Source organism: Paenibacillus sp. MAHUQ-45 (assembly GCF_058133325.1).
This window is the reverse complement of sequence record NZ_JBYUPV010000013.1, coordinates 175,683-192,956: the sequence shown is the minus strand read 5'-3', so window position 1 is coordinate 192,956 and position 17,274 is coordinate 175,683. Positions and strand designations below refer to the sequence as shown.

Genomic DNA, 17,274 nt, shown 5'->3' with positions numbered 1-17,274 from the left:
CAGCATGAGATGAGCAGCTAAGAATCGGCAGAGACGGAAGGAAGACTTTCCGAATTCCCTTTATTCTGCTAAACTTACTCTAATGTTTTACTGGGGGGATAGGAACATGGCTAAATATACACTTGCTGAGAGCTTACAGCAACGAATTTTGATTCTTGATGGCGCGATGGGGACCATGATCCAACAGGTCCCGCTGACTGGAGAAGATTTTGGCGGAGAAGAACTGGACGGATGTAATGAGATGTTGGTGCTTACCCGGCCAGAGGTTATCCAGACGATTCATGAGCAGTACCTGGAAGCAGGCGCTGATCTCATCGAGACCAATACATTTGGAGCTACATCAGTTGTTCTTGCGGAGTACGATATTCCGCAGCGGGCACGCGAGATTAACCTGGCAGCCGCCAAACTGGCGCGCAATGCTGTTGAAAAGTATGATACTCCAGACCACCCGCGTTATGTAGTTGGTGCTATGGGACCTACAACCAAGACCTTGTCGGTAACCGGCGGTGTCACGTTTGCGGAACTGGTGGAGAGCTATGAGGAACAGGCTGTTGCCTTGATTGATGGTGAAGTCGATGTACTGCTGCTAGAGACCTCACAGGATACCCTGAATGTTAAAGCGGGCAGTATCGGAATTCGTAATGCTTTTGAGAAGACCGGTATTACATTGCCTGTCATGATTTCGGGTACGATTGAGCCAATGGGCACAACGCTCGCTGGTCAGAATATCGAAGCCTTTTACATCTCACTGGAGCACTTGAAACCGATCTCTGTCGGCCTCAACTGTGCGACCGGACCCGAGTTCATGCGCGATCACATCCGGACGTTGTCGGATATTTCATCATCCGCTATCAGCTGTTATCCGAATGCGGGTCTGCCGGACGAGAACGGGCATTATCATGAATCGCCAGATTCACTGGCCCGCAAGATTGGTGCTTTTGCCGAAAAGGGCTGGCTAAACATCGCTGGCGGCTGCTGCGGAACGACACCGGAACATATCCGGGCTATGGTAGATGAATTGTCCAAATTCCCGCCGCGTGCGCTGAACGGTACTCATCCGCCTGCCTTGTCGGGTATTGATCCCGTCTATGTCGAAGATGGTAACCGTCCATACATGGTCGGAGAGCGTACGAATGTACTGGGTTCACGGAAATTCAAACGTCTGATCGTTGAAGGAAAATATGAGGAAGCTTCTGAAATTGCCCGAGCTCAGGTCAAGAGCGGTGCACAGGTAGTTGACGTTTGCGTACAGGACCCTGACCGTGACGAGAGCGAAGACATCAAGCAGTTCTTGGAGCTCGTGGTCAAAAAGGTTAAAGTTCCGCTGATGATCGATACCACAGACCCGAAGGTTATTGACCTTGCCTTGCAGTATTGCCAGGGCAAAGCGATCATTAACTCCATTAACCTTGAAGATGGTGAAGAAAAATTCGAGCATGTTACGCCGTTGATCCATAAATATGGTGCTGCTATTGTCGTTGGAACAATTGATGAGAGCGGGCAAGCGATTAAGGCGGTTGACAAGCTGGCGGTAGCGGTACGTTCTCATGACCTGCTCGTGAACAAGTATGGACTGTCATCGGAAGACCTGATTTTTGATACGCTGGTGTTTCCGGTTGGGACGGGGGATGAGCAATATATCGGTTCCGCGAAGGAGACGATTGACGGGATACGCATGATTAAAGAGGCACTGCCATCTGTTCATACGATTCTCGGGATCAGTAACGTTTCCTTTGGTCTGCCTGAAGCAGGGCGTGAAGTACTGAACTCTGTGTTCCTGTATGAATGCACCAAGGCTGGACTCGACTACGCTATTGTGAACACCGAGAAGGTGGAGCGTTATGCTTCCATTCCCGAAGCAGAGCGGATCTTGGCCGAGCAATTGATCTACAATACTAACGATGATACGCTATCCGCTTTTGTCGCTGCCTTCCGTGGCAAGAAAGTCGAGAAGAAGGAGAAAATCTCCAATCTCTCGTTGGACGAGCGCCTAGCTTCGTATGTAGTTGAAGGGACGAAGGAAGGTCTGATTCCCGATCTGAACGAGGCGCTAACCAAAGCGTCCCCGCTGGAGATTATCAACGGTCCGCTAATGGCCGGGATGTCTGAGGTCGGAAGATTGTTTAACAACAATGAGCTGATCGTGGCTGAGGTGCTGCAGAGTGCGGAAGTTATGAAGGCTTCGGTTGGACATCTGGAGCAGTTTATGGAGAAGGATGAGACTGCGGTAAAAGGAAAGATCATGCTGGCCACCGTCAAAGGGGATGTGCATGATATTGGGAAAAACCTGGTTGAGATCATCCTTTCCAACAATGGTTACCAGATCGTCAATTTGGGTATAAAAGTACCACCGGAAAACATCATCGAAGCGTTCCGGCGTGAAAAAGCAGACGCTATCGGTCTCTCTGGCCTTCTGGTGAAGTCGGCCCAGCAAATGGTGCTGACTGCACAGGATTTGCGGAACGCCGGTATTGATGTGCCGATCATGGTCGGCGGTGCGGCGTTGACACGCAAGTTTACCAAGACGCGCATTCGTCCGGAATATGACGGACTGGTGTTGTACGCCAAGGATGCCATGGACGGATTGGACATTGCCAACCGGCTCATGAATCCGGAAGAACGGGCCAAGATTGAAGAAGAGGTTCGTGCCGAAGCTGAAGCGGGTGCTACTGTAGCGGTGAAAACAGAACTGCCGAAGCTGACCCGTGCGGTCCGCTCTAATATCTCACCGGATGCACCAGTCTTTACGCCTCCGGATCTGGAGCGTCATGTCCTGCGCAATTATCCGCTAGGGCATATCGTACCTTATGTGAACATGCAGATGCTACTGGGCCACCATCTGGGACTTAAAGGCTCGGTGGAAAACCTGCTTGCGGCAGGGGACAAGCGTACAGTGGATCTAAAGGCGACGGTTGATGATATTCTGCATCAAGCGATGGTGGACGGGACGATTACGCCGCATGCGATGTACCGCTTCTTCCCGGCTCAGTCCAAGGGCAATGATATTCTGATCTATGATCCGCAGGATATCTCCAAGGTGCTGCATACCTTTACCTTCCCACGCCAAGGGGTTGAGCCATTCCTGTGTCTGGCCGACTTCTTGAAGCCGGTAGATAGCGGCATTATGGATTATGTAGGGTTCCTTGTGGTGACGGCAGGACACGGCGTTCGCGAAATGTCCACGGAGCTGAAGGATAGAGGAGATTATCTGCGCTCCCATGCACTGCAGGCAGTTGCTCTAGAGGTGGCGGAAGGTCTGGCGGAGCGTGTCCATCATATGATGCGGGATACTTGGGGCTTCCCAGATCCGGCGGATCTGACCATGAAGCAACGTCATGGCGCTCGTTATCAAGGGATTCGTGTTTCCTTCGGTTACCCGGCTTGTCCAGATCTTGAAGATCAGGGGCCGCTGTTCAAGTTAATGTCTCCTGAAGACATCGGCGTTCAGCTGACCGAAGGCTTCATGATGGAACCTGAAGCTTCTGTATCTGCGATGGTATTCGCGCATCCTGAAGCGCAGTATTTTAACGTAGAGAAGCAGTAATTTCTTTTGATGATAGCCGGAATGAGGGTGTATATAAGCCCTCATCCGGCGAAGCCTCCCGGTTACGGGAGGTTTTTTGAACTATAAGGATTTATATGTTTTACGCTAACAATCATCCTTATATTTCTCGCTGAAACGGATACCGTCCCTTAGAGGACGGCAAAGCCGTTTCTGCTTGCTGGAATAATAGAAGAACGGAACAGACACAATGCACAGAAAGGAGGAGAGCTATGGAAATATACTTTTTAGGAACCAATGCCGGGGTGCCAACCTTGCAAAGAAACGTGACATCGATTGCCTTGCGTCTGCTGGAAGAGCGGCGCAGCTTCTGGATGTTTGATTGCGGGGAGGGGACACAACATCAGGTACTTAGTTCCCCACTGCGATTAGGCAAGTTGGAGAAGATCTTCATCACTCACTTGCATGGTGACCATTTGTTTGGCCTGCCCGGGCTAATCTCCAGTCGTGGCTATCAAGGAGGCACTGCTCCACTGACTGTATATGGACCTCCGGGGTTGAAAGATTTTCTTGAGATCTCGTTGTCCGTGAGCCAGTCCCGCATCCCTTATAAGCTGGAAATTGTAGAGCATACCGGGGGTGTTGTGTTTGAGGACGAAAGCTTCCGTGTGGAGGCGGGCCTGCTTGAACACCGGATTGACAGTTACGGATACCGTGTTACGGAGAAGGATAGCCCTGGCAGCCTCAATACAGAGCTTCTGCTGAGCTATGGCCTGAAACCGGGACCACTGTACGGCAAGCTGAAGAAAGGGGAAGTTGTAACAACACCGGATGGTCTCGTTATCCAGCCAGCTGATGTTGTTAACGAGCCGAAGCGTGGTCGTATTGTAACAGTGCTTGGAGATACAAGGCCCTGCAAGGAAGCCCTTCGACTTTCACTGGATGCCGACCTGATGATCCATGAAGCTACCTTTGCTCATGATCTGGCCGACATGGCTCATCAGTATCACCACAGTACGGCAAGACAGGCTGCGGAGACTGCCCGCGAAGCCGGAGCGCGTTCTCTGCTACTGACCCACTTCAGTTCCCGATACATTTCATTTGATGAGCTAGCTCCGCTTCAGGAAGAGGCGCAGGCCGTCTTCCCGGAGACATTACTAGCCGAAGAGTTTGGTACATTTCCTGTGTATCGTAGAGCGCCCGGAAAATAATTATTTTCCGGGAAAGCGCAGGAACTGACAGCCTTGTCCAAAAAATGCCGGAACTCAAACCAGGTTCGATTCTCATCGACAAAGTGTGTTTGAATATAAAGACTTAATGGTGAAAGTTGTATTGGAGTTATCTGGAAGCCTTATAACATAAGGGAATATTTAATTCATAAGATGATTAATTCACATTATTAAATATAGTTTTTGCATTTAGCAAAGGAGAAGTTATGAATAAAACCTCAGGATTGCTAATCGATCTCGATGGTACGTTGTATCATGGACATACGATGATTGCGGGCGCAGATACCTTAATTGCTGGTTTAAGAAAAGCAGAGATCCCTTTCTTGTTCGTAACCAATAATTCATCACGTACAGCGGAGGACGTAGCGGCACATCTGCGTGGCATGGGCATTGAAGCCAAGGCGGATGAGGTGTGCACGTCCTCACTGGCGGCTGCCCGTTATATTGCCGAGGAATCGCCGGGGGCATCCGTGGCGATACTTGGAGAAAAGGGGTTGCACCAGGCTTGTGAAGAGGCGGGTCTGAATATTGTGACAGAATCGCCCCAGTATGTCGTGCAGGGAATCGATCGTTCCTTTACATATGACAAGCTGGCACAGGCCCAGCGCTGGATTTTGGGTGGTGCCACATCTGTACTGACGAATCCGGATCTGATGCTGCCAGGTGACGGCGGAATCATGCCGGGTGCAGGAACGATTGGTGCCGCTATTGAAGCAGCCACCGGGATTGCTCCAGTAGTTATTGGCAAACCTCATTCCCATCTGATAGCATATGCAACAGATCGGCTGGGAATTGAGCCTGGAAATGCTATCATGGTTGGAGACAACATGCGGACGGATATTGCGGCAGGTGCCCGTGCAGGTTGTCAAACCATATTGGTCTATACAGGTCTCACCAATGCGGAGAACCTGGAACATTATAAAGAGATCACGGGAATCACCCCGGACGTCATTTGTGCCGATTTAGCTGAACTTCAAACATTTCTCGGTGTATAATGGTATAGGCGCGGGCCATTCCACCAACCTAGAAGGGAAGATTGAGATATGCCGGAACTGCCGGAAATGGAGAACTATAGACAAAGGCTTGGACAACATATTATCAACGTGCCGATTACAGGCGTAACTGTGAATAGAGAAAAATCCATTAATCTGGAGACTGAGGCATTCACTCAGGCTCTGGTTGGCGCACGTGTAGTATTTGTGGAGAGACGGGCCAAGCATATTCTGTTCCACTTGCATGACGGACGCAGACTGCTGCTGCACTTAATGCTGGGCGGGTTATTGTTCTACGGCACGGAGGAAGAAAGACCGGACCGCAACACTCAAGTGGAGATTGCCTTTGGCGATCATATCCTCTATTTCATGGGTCTGCGGCTTGGCTACCTGCATCTGCTGTCGGTTAAAGAAGCGGAAGCCGCCATGGGCAAGCTTGGACCAGAACCGCTGGATCGGCGGATGACCCTGGAGCGTTTTACAGGGATGCTCAAAGGTCGGCGTGGCGCACTGAAGAGCCTGCTGGTGAACCAGCAGTTCATCGCCGGTATTGGCAACTGCTATGCCGATGAGATCGCTTTTGAAGCCAGATTGTTGCCGTCTGCACTCGTGCAGAACCTGACCCCGGATTCCATCGCAAGATTGTATGAGGCCATCCGTAAGGTTTTGATTGACGCGACAGAGATCGGCGGCTATATGGAAATGCCATTTATGAATGGCGATACCGTCACAGGATCGTATAACGACCGGTGCATGGTGTATGACCGTGAAGGCGAGCCTTGCCTGCGCGGAGGGGGAACAGTTGTCAAAATCGAGCTGTCCGGACGCAAAGTGTTCTATTGCCCGGACTGCCAGCATGAACAATAGCCCTAAAATTGGGGCACATGTCAGCATTCGTGGTGGATACGGCCGAGCGGCCCGTTTCGCCTGGGAGAGCGGTGCGACAAGCTTTCAGTATTTTCCGAAAAATCCGCGCAGTCTGAAGCTCAAGCCGGTCGATGGCCGGGATGCCGAGGACTGCGCATCCTTTTGTCGAAAGAACGGAATCGTCTCTATCGCGCATACGCCTTATCCGACCAATATGGCGGCAGGGAAGGATGCTGCAACACCTGCAGCCGTGATGGTGGCTTCACTGCGAAATGATCTGGAGATTGCCGAAGCTTGCGGCTCACTGGGGATTGTCGTGCATTTTGGACAATTTGGCGGGATGGAGCCGTTACAAGGCTATCAAAATATTATACAATGTATGAATGAAACCTTGGCGTCTTGGGAAGGCCGAACCAAGCTCTTAATCGAGAATCAAGCCGGCAATCACGGCCGGGAGGGCATGACGCTGGAAGAAATGGTGAAGGTACGTGAACTGAGCCGATATCCAGAGAAAATTGGCTTCTGCTTCGATACTTGCCATGCTTATGCAGCTGGAATCTGGAACCCGGAAGATACAGAGGCACTGCTCCGCCGCGGAGAAGACCTCGGCTATTGGCCCCATCTCGTTGCCGTACATCTTAATGATTCAAGGTACCCCTTGGCTTCGCGCCGGGACCGGCATGCTGCCATTGGGCAAGGGCATATCGGAGCGGAAGGTCTGGCAGGACTATTGACGTCAGAGCCGCTGCAGGGTGCAGCGCTTGTAATGGAGACGGCGAAGGGACCGGACGGGAGTCATTCCCATGAGATTTCCCTGGTAAAGGCCTGGTTTGGAACGGAGGATTGACCTTGATTAACGTATATATGGATGATTACCGCAAGCGGCCGGAGGGTTTCGCACTGGCCCGTACGACTGAAGAATGCCTGATGCTGCTGCGGGATTGCGATGTTGATATTTTGTCGCTGGATTATGATATGGGCCCTGACGACCACAATGGTGATGAAGTGGCCAAGCGGATTGTGCTGGAGGGTCTGTTCCCCCGGTCTATCTTTCTGCACACTTCCAGTCCTTGGGGGCGCAAGGAAATGTTCGAAATCTTGTACCCGGCCAAGCCTGAGGGAACGGCTCTGCATAACGGCCCGCTTAGTGTGGAGCAACTTCAGAAGATCGCCGCTAGTAAGGGTGCTTCATGATGATGCAGGAGATGAAGGAGCCGGAATTGCTGAAAGCGCTGGAGGTTCCCGGTGATCCTCTGATAGTCTTTCTGCATACACCACTGTGCGGAACCTGCAAAGTTGCCCGTCGTATGCTGGAGGTCGCAGGACATTTGGTGCGGGATGATCTTGTGATTCACGAGGCAAATGTGAACATGCTGCCAGAATTGGTGAGGAGTTATCGTATATCCAGTGTGCCCGCCCTTCTAGTGGCACAAGCTGACCGCCTGACACCACCAGAAGTTCATTATTCGATGGGTTCAGTAGAGCGGGTGCTGGAATACATAAGGAGGGGGATTACGCCATGATGTCATTACAACATCTTACGCTCCGTAGAGAAGAAAGTCTGATCCTGGACGATGTATCGCTGGAAATCAAAGAAGGTGAGAATTGGGCAATTCTTGGTCGCAATGGTTCCGGAAAAACCACGATTCTTGAGATGCTGACCGGTTATATGTTTCCGAGTAGTGGGACAATTGATGTTCTTGGCAACCGCTATGGACAATGCGATCTGCGCGAAGTAAGGAAGGAAATCGGTTATATTGGACCTTCCTTGATGGAGAAGCTGTCGCTCAGCGATCCGGTGTGGGAAGTCGTGGCAACCGGGGCGTTTGCGTTTTTGCGTTTCTATCAAAGTATCCCGGAGGACGTAAAAGAACGGGCTCTTGCGCTGCTAAAGGATATGAATATCGGGTCACTTGCCTTCCATTCCCTTGGGACACTGTCGCAGGGAGAACGTAAAAAGGTCATGCTGGCTCGTTGTCTGATGGCTAATCCCAAGCTGCTTGTCATGGATGAACCTTGTGCAGGACTCGATCTGTACGAACGGGAGAAAATGCTGGATGAAGTGGACAAGCTGAGACAGCGCAATGTTACAGTGGTCTATGTGACGCATCATATTGAGGAGATCGTGCCAATGTTCAGTCATGTGGCGTTGATCAAGGACGGGAAGCTGGCCGGCTCCGGCCGCAAGGAAGAAGTATTGACGGACGAGATGATTAGGGCGACCTATGATATCCCTGTCCATGTGGAATGGGAAAACGGTCGTCCCTGGATAAAAATTAGACCTGGAGGCAAATCCATTTGAACAACTTGATAGAAGATAGAGCGGAGCAGGTAACTGCTTCGGAAGAAGTGATTTCACGTTATATTTGTACGGCCAATCATGGTTTTGCACCCTATGCGCAGGAAGAATTGCGCCGTTTGTTTGGGGCTGTGAAAAGCACGCTGTTGCTGCCAGGTGAAATCTTCCTGGCCACCCTTCAAGCAAGTCCTGAGGATGTGGCCCGATCGCTGGCACAGCAGCCGCCAATTTTTCTGCGGCATATTCAGCCTGTACAATTTCAGGACGAGGGTGTTATGGAAGCATTGCAGCGTCTGGCTACCTATTTGAGTCGCCGCAGTGAGCTAGAAGGCGTGAAGGTGGCGCTGCATGTCCGCAAGAGTGCGGATTCCTTCTGGGAGGAGAGTCCAGGTGAGTTGCGGGAATGGCTTCAGGGAGAACTGCACAGCCTTGAAGCTGAGTTCACTGTTCAGGAGCCGGAGTGGGTCATTTCCGTTTACGCAACCAAGGATGCTCTGTACGCTGGGGTTTCACGCCCGGAGGACAACCTCTCCAGTTGGAACGGTGGAGCGATCCGTTTCCGCAAGGAAGACGGGCAGATCTCCCGCGCCAAATTCAAGCTGATGGAAGCGGAGAAAGAGTTCGGTATTTCTTTTGCTAACTTCCGAAATGCCGTTGACATCGGCGCTTCGCCGGGCGGCTGGACTTCATTCCTGCTGGAGCGCGGTGTGAAAGTCACAGCTGTTGATCCGGCCTTGATGCACGTTTCCCTGCGTAACGCTCCTGGTCTTAAAGTGCTGCGCAAGAACGCCGGAGATGTAAAATTCAAAGATCATGAATTTGATCTCTTCGTCTGCGATATGAGCTGGAGCCCCAAGCTGATGGCTAAGCTCGTGACAGGGCAGTTGCACAGTCTGGCTCCGGGCGGAACAGCCATCGTGACGGTGAAGCTGATGCACAAGAAGCCACTGGCGCTAATCAAGGAGCTTATCGCCATGTTCGAGAGCGAGCGCATGCAGATCCAGCGGGCGAAGCAGCTGTTCCATAACCGTGACGAGATAACACTTTATATGATTAAATATTAATTAGATTATTATATATTTTTGGGAAAGCATCCCGTTGACGACCGGCGTACCGCCGGTATTGAGTCATTGGTGGTGCTTTCTTTTTTTATATTTTTATTCTGGCTCAATATCATCAACCGGGTTTGTCAAAAGAATTTGCTCAAAACGACTGACTTTATGAGAACACCCATTTCGTAGATTAAAGCTCATTTAATAGAAGTGAACGGACTGTATAGCCGTTATTTCCGGATGAAGCTGTTCTGGAGCATCTAGCGGACTCAGATGACGTTATTTCCTATTGAATAGCAAGTTTTACTCAGGATTTCTCCCCATAGCGTCTCTGAGGTCCGTTAGCTTCTTGAATTAGCTTGTGGAATAGGCATAGCGTCTCTGAGGTCCGTTAGCTTCTTGAATTAGTTTGTTGAATAGGCCATAGCGTCTCTGAGGTTCGTTAGCTTCTTGAATTAGCTTGCTGGATAAGGCATAGGCCTTTGGAGTCCGCTCCTTGTGTAAGTAAGCACTGATTTTGAGTTAGGTCCTTTATTCTTTCACTGAATTTATAATGAGCGATCTTAAAGGGAGAGATGTGTATATGCGATATCCATCAAAGCTAGCAGTAGGACAACTGCTTGGAGAACGTTATCGGGTCGTAGACCTGATTGGGTCTGGGGGAATGAGCCAAGTGTATCTGGCCGAAGATCTGCGGCTGCCGGGCAAATGGTGGGCGGTGAAGGAAAGTGTAAGTCCAGACGTCATGCATGCTGCTGGTGATATTGAAGCCGAGGCGGAATTGCTGATTTCCTTGAATCATCCCAGACTGCCGAGAGTCACTGATTTCTATCCACCCGACAAAGAAGGGTATTCCTATCTGGTGATGGATTATATCGAAGGGGTAACATTGAGTCGTTATCTAGAACTACATCCCGGGCCAGTACCTTGGAATCTCCTGATCCAGTATGCACTGCAGCTGCTGGAAGTGTTAAAGTATCTACACAATCAGCCCACTCCGATCATCTATCGGGATCTGAAACCATCTAATATCATGCTTACTGGACAGCACAATCTGGTGCTGATCGATTTTGGCATTGCCCGAAGCTATGGACGCGCAGGGGATGGGGATACGAGCAAGCTGGGAACTGTGGGTTTTGCTGCTCCTGAGCAATATGCCGGGCAGAGTCAGCCGGTCTCCGACCTCTACGGACTTGGGGCACTGCTGCTCTACTTGGCAACGGGGGGCGAATACTGTAGTTGGGAGCCGGGTATGGAGTCCAGGCTGCAGGGAGACGTTCCTCCAGAATTCATTCCGGTTCTGCGCCGCCTGCTCAGGCAACTTCCTGAAGAGAGGTACCCCAGCGCCGCTTTAGTTCTGGAAGCACTGGCTTCACTAGATCTCGGCAAGCGTATCCGAGTTGAGGAGATACCCGAACGGCCCACCACATGTGAATCGGAAGCCGTTGTTGTATCGCTGGCTGGTACAGCGAATGGGCTTGGGACGACGCACACCTCATTGGCTGTAGCTGCTCGTCTGTCCAGGCACGGTCTCACAGCTTGGGTTGACGGCTCCTCGGACGGAGCAGTGTTCCGTAATCTTTTTGCGATGGTACAGGGGCAGGAACTTGTTCCAGCCGATATGTGCGCTGCTCTATCCTTTGCCTGGAGCAATGTTCATTACTGGAGTAGTCCGGGTAAAGGGAATAGCAGGCTCCCACATGGCGAGTATTCCTTCATTGTACTGGATCTCGGAACTCTCAGCGAAGAGGGAGATATGGAAGCATTCAATCACTGTGATGTGCCGCTGCTGATTGCTTCAGGGGCAGACTGGCGGCTCGGGGAGCTGCTGCATTGGCTGCGCCGGCGTCGTCTTGAGCCGAAGAAAGGCTGGAAAGTAGGTCTGCCGCTGGCTGGAGATAGCGCTGCTGTTCTGTTGCAGAAGGCGCTGGGCACAGCTGAGGTGTTCGCTTTGCCTTTGCAGCACGATCCTTTCCGGTCTAAGGGAAGACTTGGAAATGTGCTGGAGGTGATGCTGAAGGAGGCAATTGCTATGCGACGGCCGCAGCGGCGCAGTGCTCTTTTTCGCGGCAAAATGCAGTGATCTCTCTGTTTAGAACTGATTGGTTGCTCTTATTCGTTATATAAGACGAATAAAAGAAAGTGACTTAAAACGAGAAGGAACGGAGGGGAAGATTTGGAACTGTAGGAGCGGAGCGATCGCCTTTGTGCCCAGATTTCAACCGCTAGTAGCTGTATAATCAAAGAAATCTGGGGACAACAGCGACCGGAAGTCCAAACATTCACCGTAGTGACGATCTAGTCATAAATAAGGACCTTAAGTTCGTATTCGTTAATTTTCCTTGTCAGAGTGACGCATACTTATGCTACAATGAATCATTGTGTGTTACGTATTCTCGCTTTATTTTAAAATATAGATAGGAGCTTGCAGAGAAGTTATGGGTTTACTGACAGTAGAAGAAGTTGCTCACAATTTTGGTGAACGCCAGTTGTTCAGGGATGTATCGTTCCGGTTGTTAGCCGGCGAACATGTTGGATTGGTCGGAGCAAATGGTGTGGGCAAATCGACATTGATGAATATCTTGACAGGAAAGCTGCTGAAAGACAGCGGCAAGGTGGAGTGGACGCCGCGTGTCCGTTATGGTTACCTGGATCAGCATACCAAACTGACGCCAGGCAAGACGATACGTGATGTGCTGAAAGATGCTTTCCTCCCGCTATTAGAGCTGGAGCAGGAAATGATGGCCATTACTGACAAGATGGGTGATGCCACGCCTGAAGAGCTTGAAGTGCTGCTGGAGAAGATGGGTGAGATTCAAGAGGAGCTGGAGATCGGCGACTTTTATCTGATTGATGTAAAGGTAGAGGAAATGGGGAATGGTCTCGGATTGTCCGCGATTGGTCTGGATCGAGACGTAGCTTCCCTGAGCGGGGGTCAGCGGACTAAGGTGCTTTTGGCCAAGCTCCTGCTTGAGAAGCCTACCGTACTGCTGCTTGATGAGCCTACCAACTATCTCGATGTAGAGCATATCGACTGGCTGACCAACTACTTGAAGCAATATCCGTACGCCTTTATTCTGATCTCCCATGATACGGAATTCATGAACAAGGTCGTGAACGTGGTCTATCACCTGGAATTCACGAAGCTGACCCGTTATACCGGGAACTATGAGCGTTTCCTTGAGATGGCTGAACTGAACAAGAACCAGCATATTGAAGCTTATGCGAAGCAGCAGGAGTACATCAAAAAGCAGGAGGATTTCATCCAGCGCAACAAAGCGCGGGCTTCAACTTCCGGCCGGGCCAAGAGCCGCGAGAAGCAATTGGATCGGATGGAAAGGATCGACCGGCCAGAAGAAGCAGCTAAGCCAACCTTCGTCTTCAAAGAATCTCGGGCCAGTGGCAAAACGGTCTTCGAAGGTATTGATTTTGAGATCGGCTATGATCGCCCGCTTCTGCCGAAGCTGAATATGACCATTGAACGCGGCGAGAAGATTGCCATTGTCGGCTGCAACGGTGTCGGTAAATCAACATTGCTGAAGACGATTCTCGGCGTAATTCCGGCATACAGTGGCAAAACGTATCTCGGCGATTATCTTACACCAGCCTACTTCCAGCAAGAGGCCAAGGCGGCGAATATTACGCCGATTGAGGATGTGTGGAGCGAATTCTCCAGCCTGAGTCAGAACGAGGTGCGTGGACACCTGGCTCGCTGTGGCTTGAAGAATGAGCATATCACCCGTCCGCTCAGCATGTTGAGTGGGGGAGAACAGGCCAAGGTGCGTCTGTGCAAGCTGATGATGCGCGAGAGCAACTGGATTCTGTTTGATGAGCCGACCAATCACCTTGATGTGGTTGCCAAAGCAGAGCTCAAACGTGCATTACGGGAATACAAAGGGACTGTACTGCTCGTTTCCCACGAACCGGATTTCTATGAAGACTGGGTTACGAAGACTTGGGATGTCGAGCAGTGGTCGACACAATCTGTATAAAATAATGGGAGGCTAATAACATGAATAACGGAATTCTTCGGCACATGGTTTACTTTAGCTTGAAATATCCTGTGGATGCACCTGAGACAGAAGCTTTTCTGAAGGATGGGGAGAGAATCTTGACCTCCATTACAGGAGTGAAAGAATTCGAGGTTCTGCGCCAAGTCAGCCCGAAATGCGATTTCCATTTTGGTTTCAGCATGGAGTTTGATGGCCAAGAAGCTTTTGAGACTTACATGAATCACCCGACCCACCAGGAGTTCGTACAGCAACGCTGGGAGACGGAAGTTGTGAAGTTTCAAGAGATCGACGTTGTAAAAGGAAACTAAGCGTATATTACAGAGGGGGCATTTCATCGAGGATGGAATGCTCTTTTTGTATATGGGGAACGCTACGATTATCTGTGCCGGAATACCCGGAAGCCAAGAAGTCGTGACGCGGAGGACGCAGCGGTGAACGAGATAATCGTGTGGTTTAAAGAAGTTCGGGAAGACAGTGGACAAGAACCGAACGGCGGAACTTATATTCAGGAAAAAGCAGATCATGACGCTGTCCTACAGGCCTTATCGGAAGCCGGTTTAAAAATAACAATGAGCGAGGATCTCGAAGATCTTCGCTCATTGTTAATCGAAGGCGAGCCCTTGCTGCTCCTGGCCGAGCTGGAGCGGGCGAATGAATGGGATGGCTGGCAGCTCATTGCCGAGCTACGTGACCAAGGGATGGAGCTGCCCGTATTCGTCATATCCGGCGCAGGTGCTGGAGAAGGCGCGGTAGCAGCCTTCAAGGCCGGGGCAAATGATTATCTGTCCCGGCCTATCCATACAGGGGAACTGACCTGCCGGATCATAAATTTATTAATTCTCAGCGGGCGGCGCCGCCGAAAGAATCATCTTTTAAAAATTGACGGTCTGGTTCTGGATCCTAGCTGCCGGCATGTGAACCGAGATGGCCAACAGCTGAAGTTAACAGGCAAGGAATTCGACCTGCTCTATTACCTGGCAGCACATGCAGGGCAAATATGCCCCAGAACCGAAATCTTGCAGCAGGTCTGGGGCTATAATTTTGAAGCGGACACCAATGTCGTAGATGTGTATATCCGGCATATCCGCCTGAAGGTGGACAAGGGCTATCGGAACAAACTCATTCATACGGTAAGGGGATCCGGCTATGTAATGAGGGCGTCTCCCGGAGACGCCACATGCTGAACCCAATCCTCTATCATAGTCAAAACTCTAATCTTTAGAGCTGTTACAGTACGCGGCGGGCGAATAGATAAGTTCTTTTCCAGTTACCGGAATTCAGATCTGAGACTGTGACGCCTGGCGAACCGTACGTGTGCAGAATCTTGCCATTACCTGCATATACAGCTACGTGAGTTACATTCTTGCCGGTAGCTCTACCGCCGCTGGAGAAGAAGATAAGGTCTCCGACACGAAGATTAGCTTTGGAAACGGATTTACCAACTTTGGATTGGGCTTGAGAAGTACGGGGTAGATCTACACCATATTTACCGAAAATATACTTGGTGAACGACGAGCAGTCAAAAGTACGAGTGCTTGAAGTAGATGCTCCGAATTCATAACGAACGCCCATATATTTTTTACCGAGATTTATAATACTTTGTCCTTTGGACGCTGTAGCTGCGGCGGCGCGTGGTGTGCCGATTTCAGTTGCAGCCAGTGTGGACAGGCCAATAGTAGTGCACATCCCGATGACAATTGATTTTTTGAACCATTGTTGTTTATTCATGTTGTATATCCCTCCAAGGTGTATTTCTTTATTTCGTTTTTTTCTTTTGTTTCTTTCGCTGATTCGTAGTATAGCAGGTAATCTACCACCTATTTATTGGAATAGATGAGTCAAATCAAGGCAGGGTAAGGGATGTAAGCGTTTTATTAAAAAACGATTAAAAGTTACAAAAAATTAATATTTACAGCGAATGATAGAATGAAAAGGCCGAAAACCCCTTGAACAGCAAGGGGTTTTCGGCCTAATCGATATGCATTTAAAAGTTACAGCCATGTCTCTAAATCTCGTATGTAAATCAATCCTTACTCTGAATAATCAGCAGCAGACCGCTCTCGATGGTTACGGTCCCGGATGCTGAGAGCAGTTTGTTACTTACACCAAGTGACTGTCCAAGCTTCAATGTGGCGTTGCTCAGCGGATATTGAAAGCCCTCGAGCGTAATTCCTGTCACTTCAGGCGTTAGAGGCAGCAGGGATACATAGGTGTAGCCGCGATCCTCAACAAGGGCCTGTGACCCTGTTAGGCTAATATAATTATGGCTGTCCATAATGGAACAGCTCACCTGACGCTGCATCGCCAGTGTCATCATTTGAATGCTGGCCAGCATGTGATCAACCCGCGATCCGGTCACGCCCATCATGAGGATCGATGAGGGAGATCTGTTCAGCGCCAGGTCCAGGGCTAGCTCACTGTCAGTCAGGTCTTTGTCTACCGCATCGCAAGTAATAATCTCCCGGCTTCCGTTCTTAATCTCTTGCAGCGCTTCTGGGGATACAGAATCGAAATCTCCTACTGCAAGATCCGGCGTTATCCCATGGTTAATGAGGAACAAGGCACCCCGATCGGCACCGATAATAAAATCCTCTTCATCTAATACATTCAAATGTTCCGGAGATAGCTCTCCACCGGCCCAAATCACGATTCTTCCGGATGGCATCACTAATCCTCCCCTTCCTTACAATTCTAAAGTTCTGATCCAGAACCAAGTCTCAAGTATAATGCAGTTTGAAAAGTTGTACAATTGCCCCAGACAGCGCTAAAATAAGAATAGCGTGTCCAGCGTGATGCTGGTAACTGCTTGGTTTTGTAGAAAAAGAATTGGAGGTGAGAGAAATCGTTAACGTACTGTTTGTTTGTCTCGGCAATATTTGTCGATCGCCAATGGCTGAAGCTGTGCTACGCCATAAGATCAACGAACGCGGCTTGTCCGGTTCAATTATTGTAGACTCTGCAGGTACAGGGGACTGGCACATCGGCAACCCTCCACATGAGGGGACACGGCGTATCCTCGACCAGCATGGAATCAGCTATGAAGGCATGAAGGCTCGCCGGGTGTCCAGCGATGATTTTGAGAACTATCAATATATCATTTGTATGGATAATTCTAATGGAACCAATGTGCGGAAGCTCCAGGGTGGAGAAGAGGCGGAGCTGTTGTTCTTTATGGATTTGCTGCCAGAGGATGAACTGCGCGAAGTACCGGACCCTTACTTTACCGGAAACTTTGAACAGGTTTATGATCTGATGGATGCTGGTTGCGATGTACTGCTCGACACCATCGTGAGAGAAAAGCTCTAATCCATGCTTTAAGA

Annotated in this window: 16 protein-coding genes; 14 read left to right on the top strand and 2 right to left on the bottom strand. The window is 50.2% G+C overall.

Features of this window, described 5'->3' with window-relative positions; all coding sequences use genetic code 11:
- Positions 1 to 106: 106 nt before the first annotated feature.
- The 13 genes from metH to AC3Y23_RS24155 all read left to right on the top strand — a co-directional run bounded on the left by metH (position 107) and on the right by AC3Y23_RS24155 (position 15,138).
- Positions 107 to 3,544: a methionine synthase gene (metH, locus tag AC3Y23_RS24215; protein ID WP_379203909.1), complete on the top strand. Its 3,438-nt coding sequence runs from the start codon at positions 107 to 109 to the stop codon at positions 3,542 to 3,544.
- Positions 3,545 to 3,774: 230 nt separating this feature from the next.
- A complete protein-coding gene (rnz, locus tag AC3Y23_RS24210; protein ID WP_379203907.1) occupies positions 3,775 to 4,713 on the top strand; it encodes a ribonuclease Z in 939 nt (312 codons plus the stop codon).
- 224 nt (positions 4,714 to 4,937) lie between these two features.
- Positions 4,938 to 5,726 (top strand): TIGR01457 family HAD-type hydrolase, encoded by a 789-nt coding sequence (locus AC3Y23_RS24205; protein ID WP_379203905.1) that lies wholly within the window; start codon positions 4,938 to 4,940, stop codon positions 5,724 to 5,726.
- Positions 5,727 to 5,774: 48 nt separating this feature from the next.
- On the top strand, positions 5,775 to 6,590 hold the full coding sequence (locus AC3Y23_RS24200; protein WP_379203903.1) for an Fpg/Nei family DNA glycosylase: 816 nt from the start codon (positions 5,775 to 5,777) through the stop codon (positions 6,588 to 6,590).
- Positions 6,580 to 7,437 (top strand): deoxyribonuclease IV, encoded by an 858-nt coding sequence (locus AC3Y23_RS24195; protein ID WP_379203983.1) that lies wholly within the window; start codon positions 6,580 to 6,582, stop codon positions 7,435 to 7,437. The genes AC3Y23_RS24200 and AC3Y23_RS24195 overlap by 11 nt, the downstream gene beginning before the upstream one ends.
- A 2-nt stretch (positions 7,438 to 7,439) precedes the next feature.
- Positions 7,440 to 7,784, top strand: coding sequence for a cyclic-phosphate processing receiver domain-containing protein (locus AC3Y23_RS24190; RefSeq protein ID WP_379203901.1), 345 nt, complete (start codon positions 7,440 to 7,442; stop codon positions 7,782 to 7,784).
- A complete protein-coding gene (locus tag AC3Y23_RS24185; RefSeq protein ID WP_379203899.1) occupies positions 7,784 to 8,113 on the top strand; it encodes a thioredoxin family protein in 330 nt (109 codons plus the stop codon). Before AC3Y23_RS24190 ends, AC3Y23_RS24185 begins: the two co-directional genes overlap by 1 nt.
- Positions 8,110 to 8,892, top strand: a complete 783-nt coding sequence (locus AC3Y23_RS24180; protein WP_379203897.1) for an ABC transporter ATP-binding protein — start codon at positions 8,110 to 8,112, stop codon at positions 8,890 to 8,892. Before AC3Y23_RS24185 ends, AC3Y23_RS24180 begins: the two co-directional genes overlap by 4 nt.
- Positions 8,893 to 8,897: 5 nt before the next feature.
- On the top strand, positions 8,898 to 9,953 hold the full coding sequence (locus AC3Y23_RS24175; RefSeq protein WP_379203981.1) for an SAM-dependent methyltransferase: 1,056 nt from the start codon (positions 8,898 to 8,900) through the stop codon (positions 9,951 to 9,953).
- Positions 9,954 to 10,524: 571 nt separating this feature from the next.
- Entirely contained in the window at positions 10,525 to 12,024 is a 1,500-nt protein-coding gene (locus tag AC3Y23_RS24170) for a serine/threonine protein kinase (protein ID WP_379203895.1), read from the top strand.
- Positions 12,025 to 12,379: 355 nt separating this feature from the next.
- Entirely contained in the window at positions 12,380 to 13,933 is a 1,554-nt protein-coding gene (locus AC3Y23_RS24165; RefSeq protein ID WP_379203893.1) for an ABC-F family ATP-binding cassette domain-containing protein, read from the top strand.
- A 20-nt stretch (positions 13,934 to 13,953) separates the two neighbouring features.
- Positions 13,954 to 14,262, top strand: a complete 309-nt coding sequence (locus tag AC3Y23_RS24160) for a Dabb family protein (protein ID WP_379203891.1) — start codon at positions 13,954 to 13,956, stop codon at positions 14,260 to 14,262.
- Positions 14,263 to 14,385: 123 nt separating this feature from the next.
- Positions 14,386 to 15,138: a winged helix-turn-helix domain-containing protein gene (locus AC3Y23_RS24155; protein WP_379203889.1), complete on the top strand. Its 753-nt coding sequence runs from the start codon at positions 14,386 to 14,388 to the stop codon at positions 15,136 to 15,138.
- 43 nt (positions 15,139 to 15,181) lie between these two features.
- On the opposite strand, the gene AC3Y23_RS24150 is transcribed toward AC3Y23_RS24155, so the two are convergent.
- On the bottom strand, positions 15,182 to 15,682 hold the full coding sequence (locus AC3Y23_RS24150; RefSeq protein WP_379203887.1) for a C40 family peptidase: 501 nt from the start codon (positions 15,680 to 15,682) through the stop codon (positions 15,182 to 15,184).
- 295 nt (positions 15,683 to 15,977) lie between these two features.
- Complete coding sequence (locus tag AC3Y23_RS24145) at positions 15,978 to 16,619, bottom strand: thiamine diphosphokinase (protein WP_379203885.1); 642 nt, start codon at positions 16,617 to 16,619, stop codon at positions 15,978 to 15,980.
- A gap of 176 nt (positions 16,620 to 16,795) precedes the next feature.
- Here AC3Y23_RS24145 and AC3Y23_RS24140 point away from each other — a divergent pair, with 176 nt between their 5' ends.
- Complete coding sequence (locus tag AC3Y23_RS24140) at positions 16,796 to 17,260, top strand: low molecular weight protein-tyrosine-phosphatase (RefSeq protein WP_379203979.1); 465 nt, start codon at positions 16,796 to 16,798, stop codon at positions 17,258 to 17,260.
- Positions 17,261 to 17,274 lie beyond the last annotated feature (14 nt).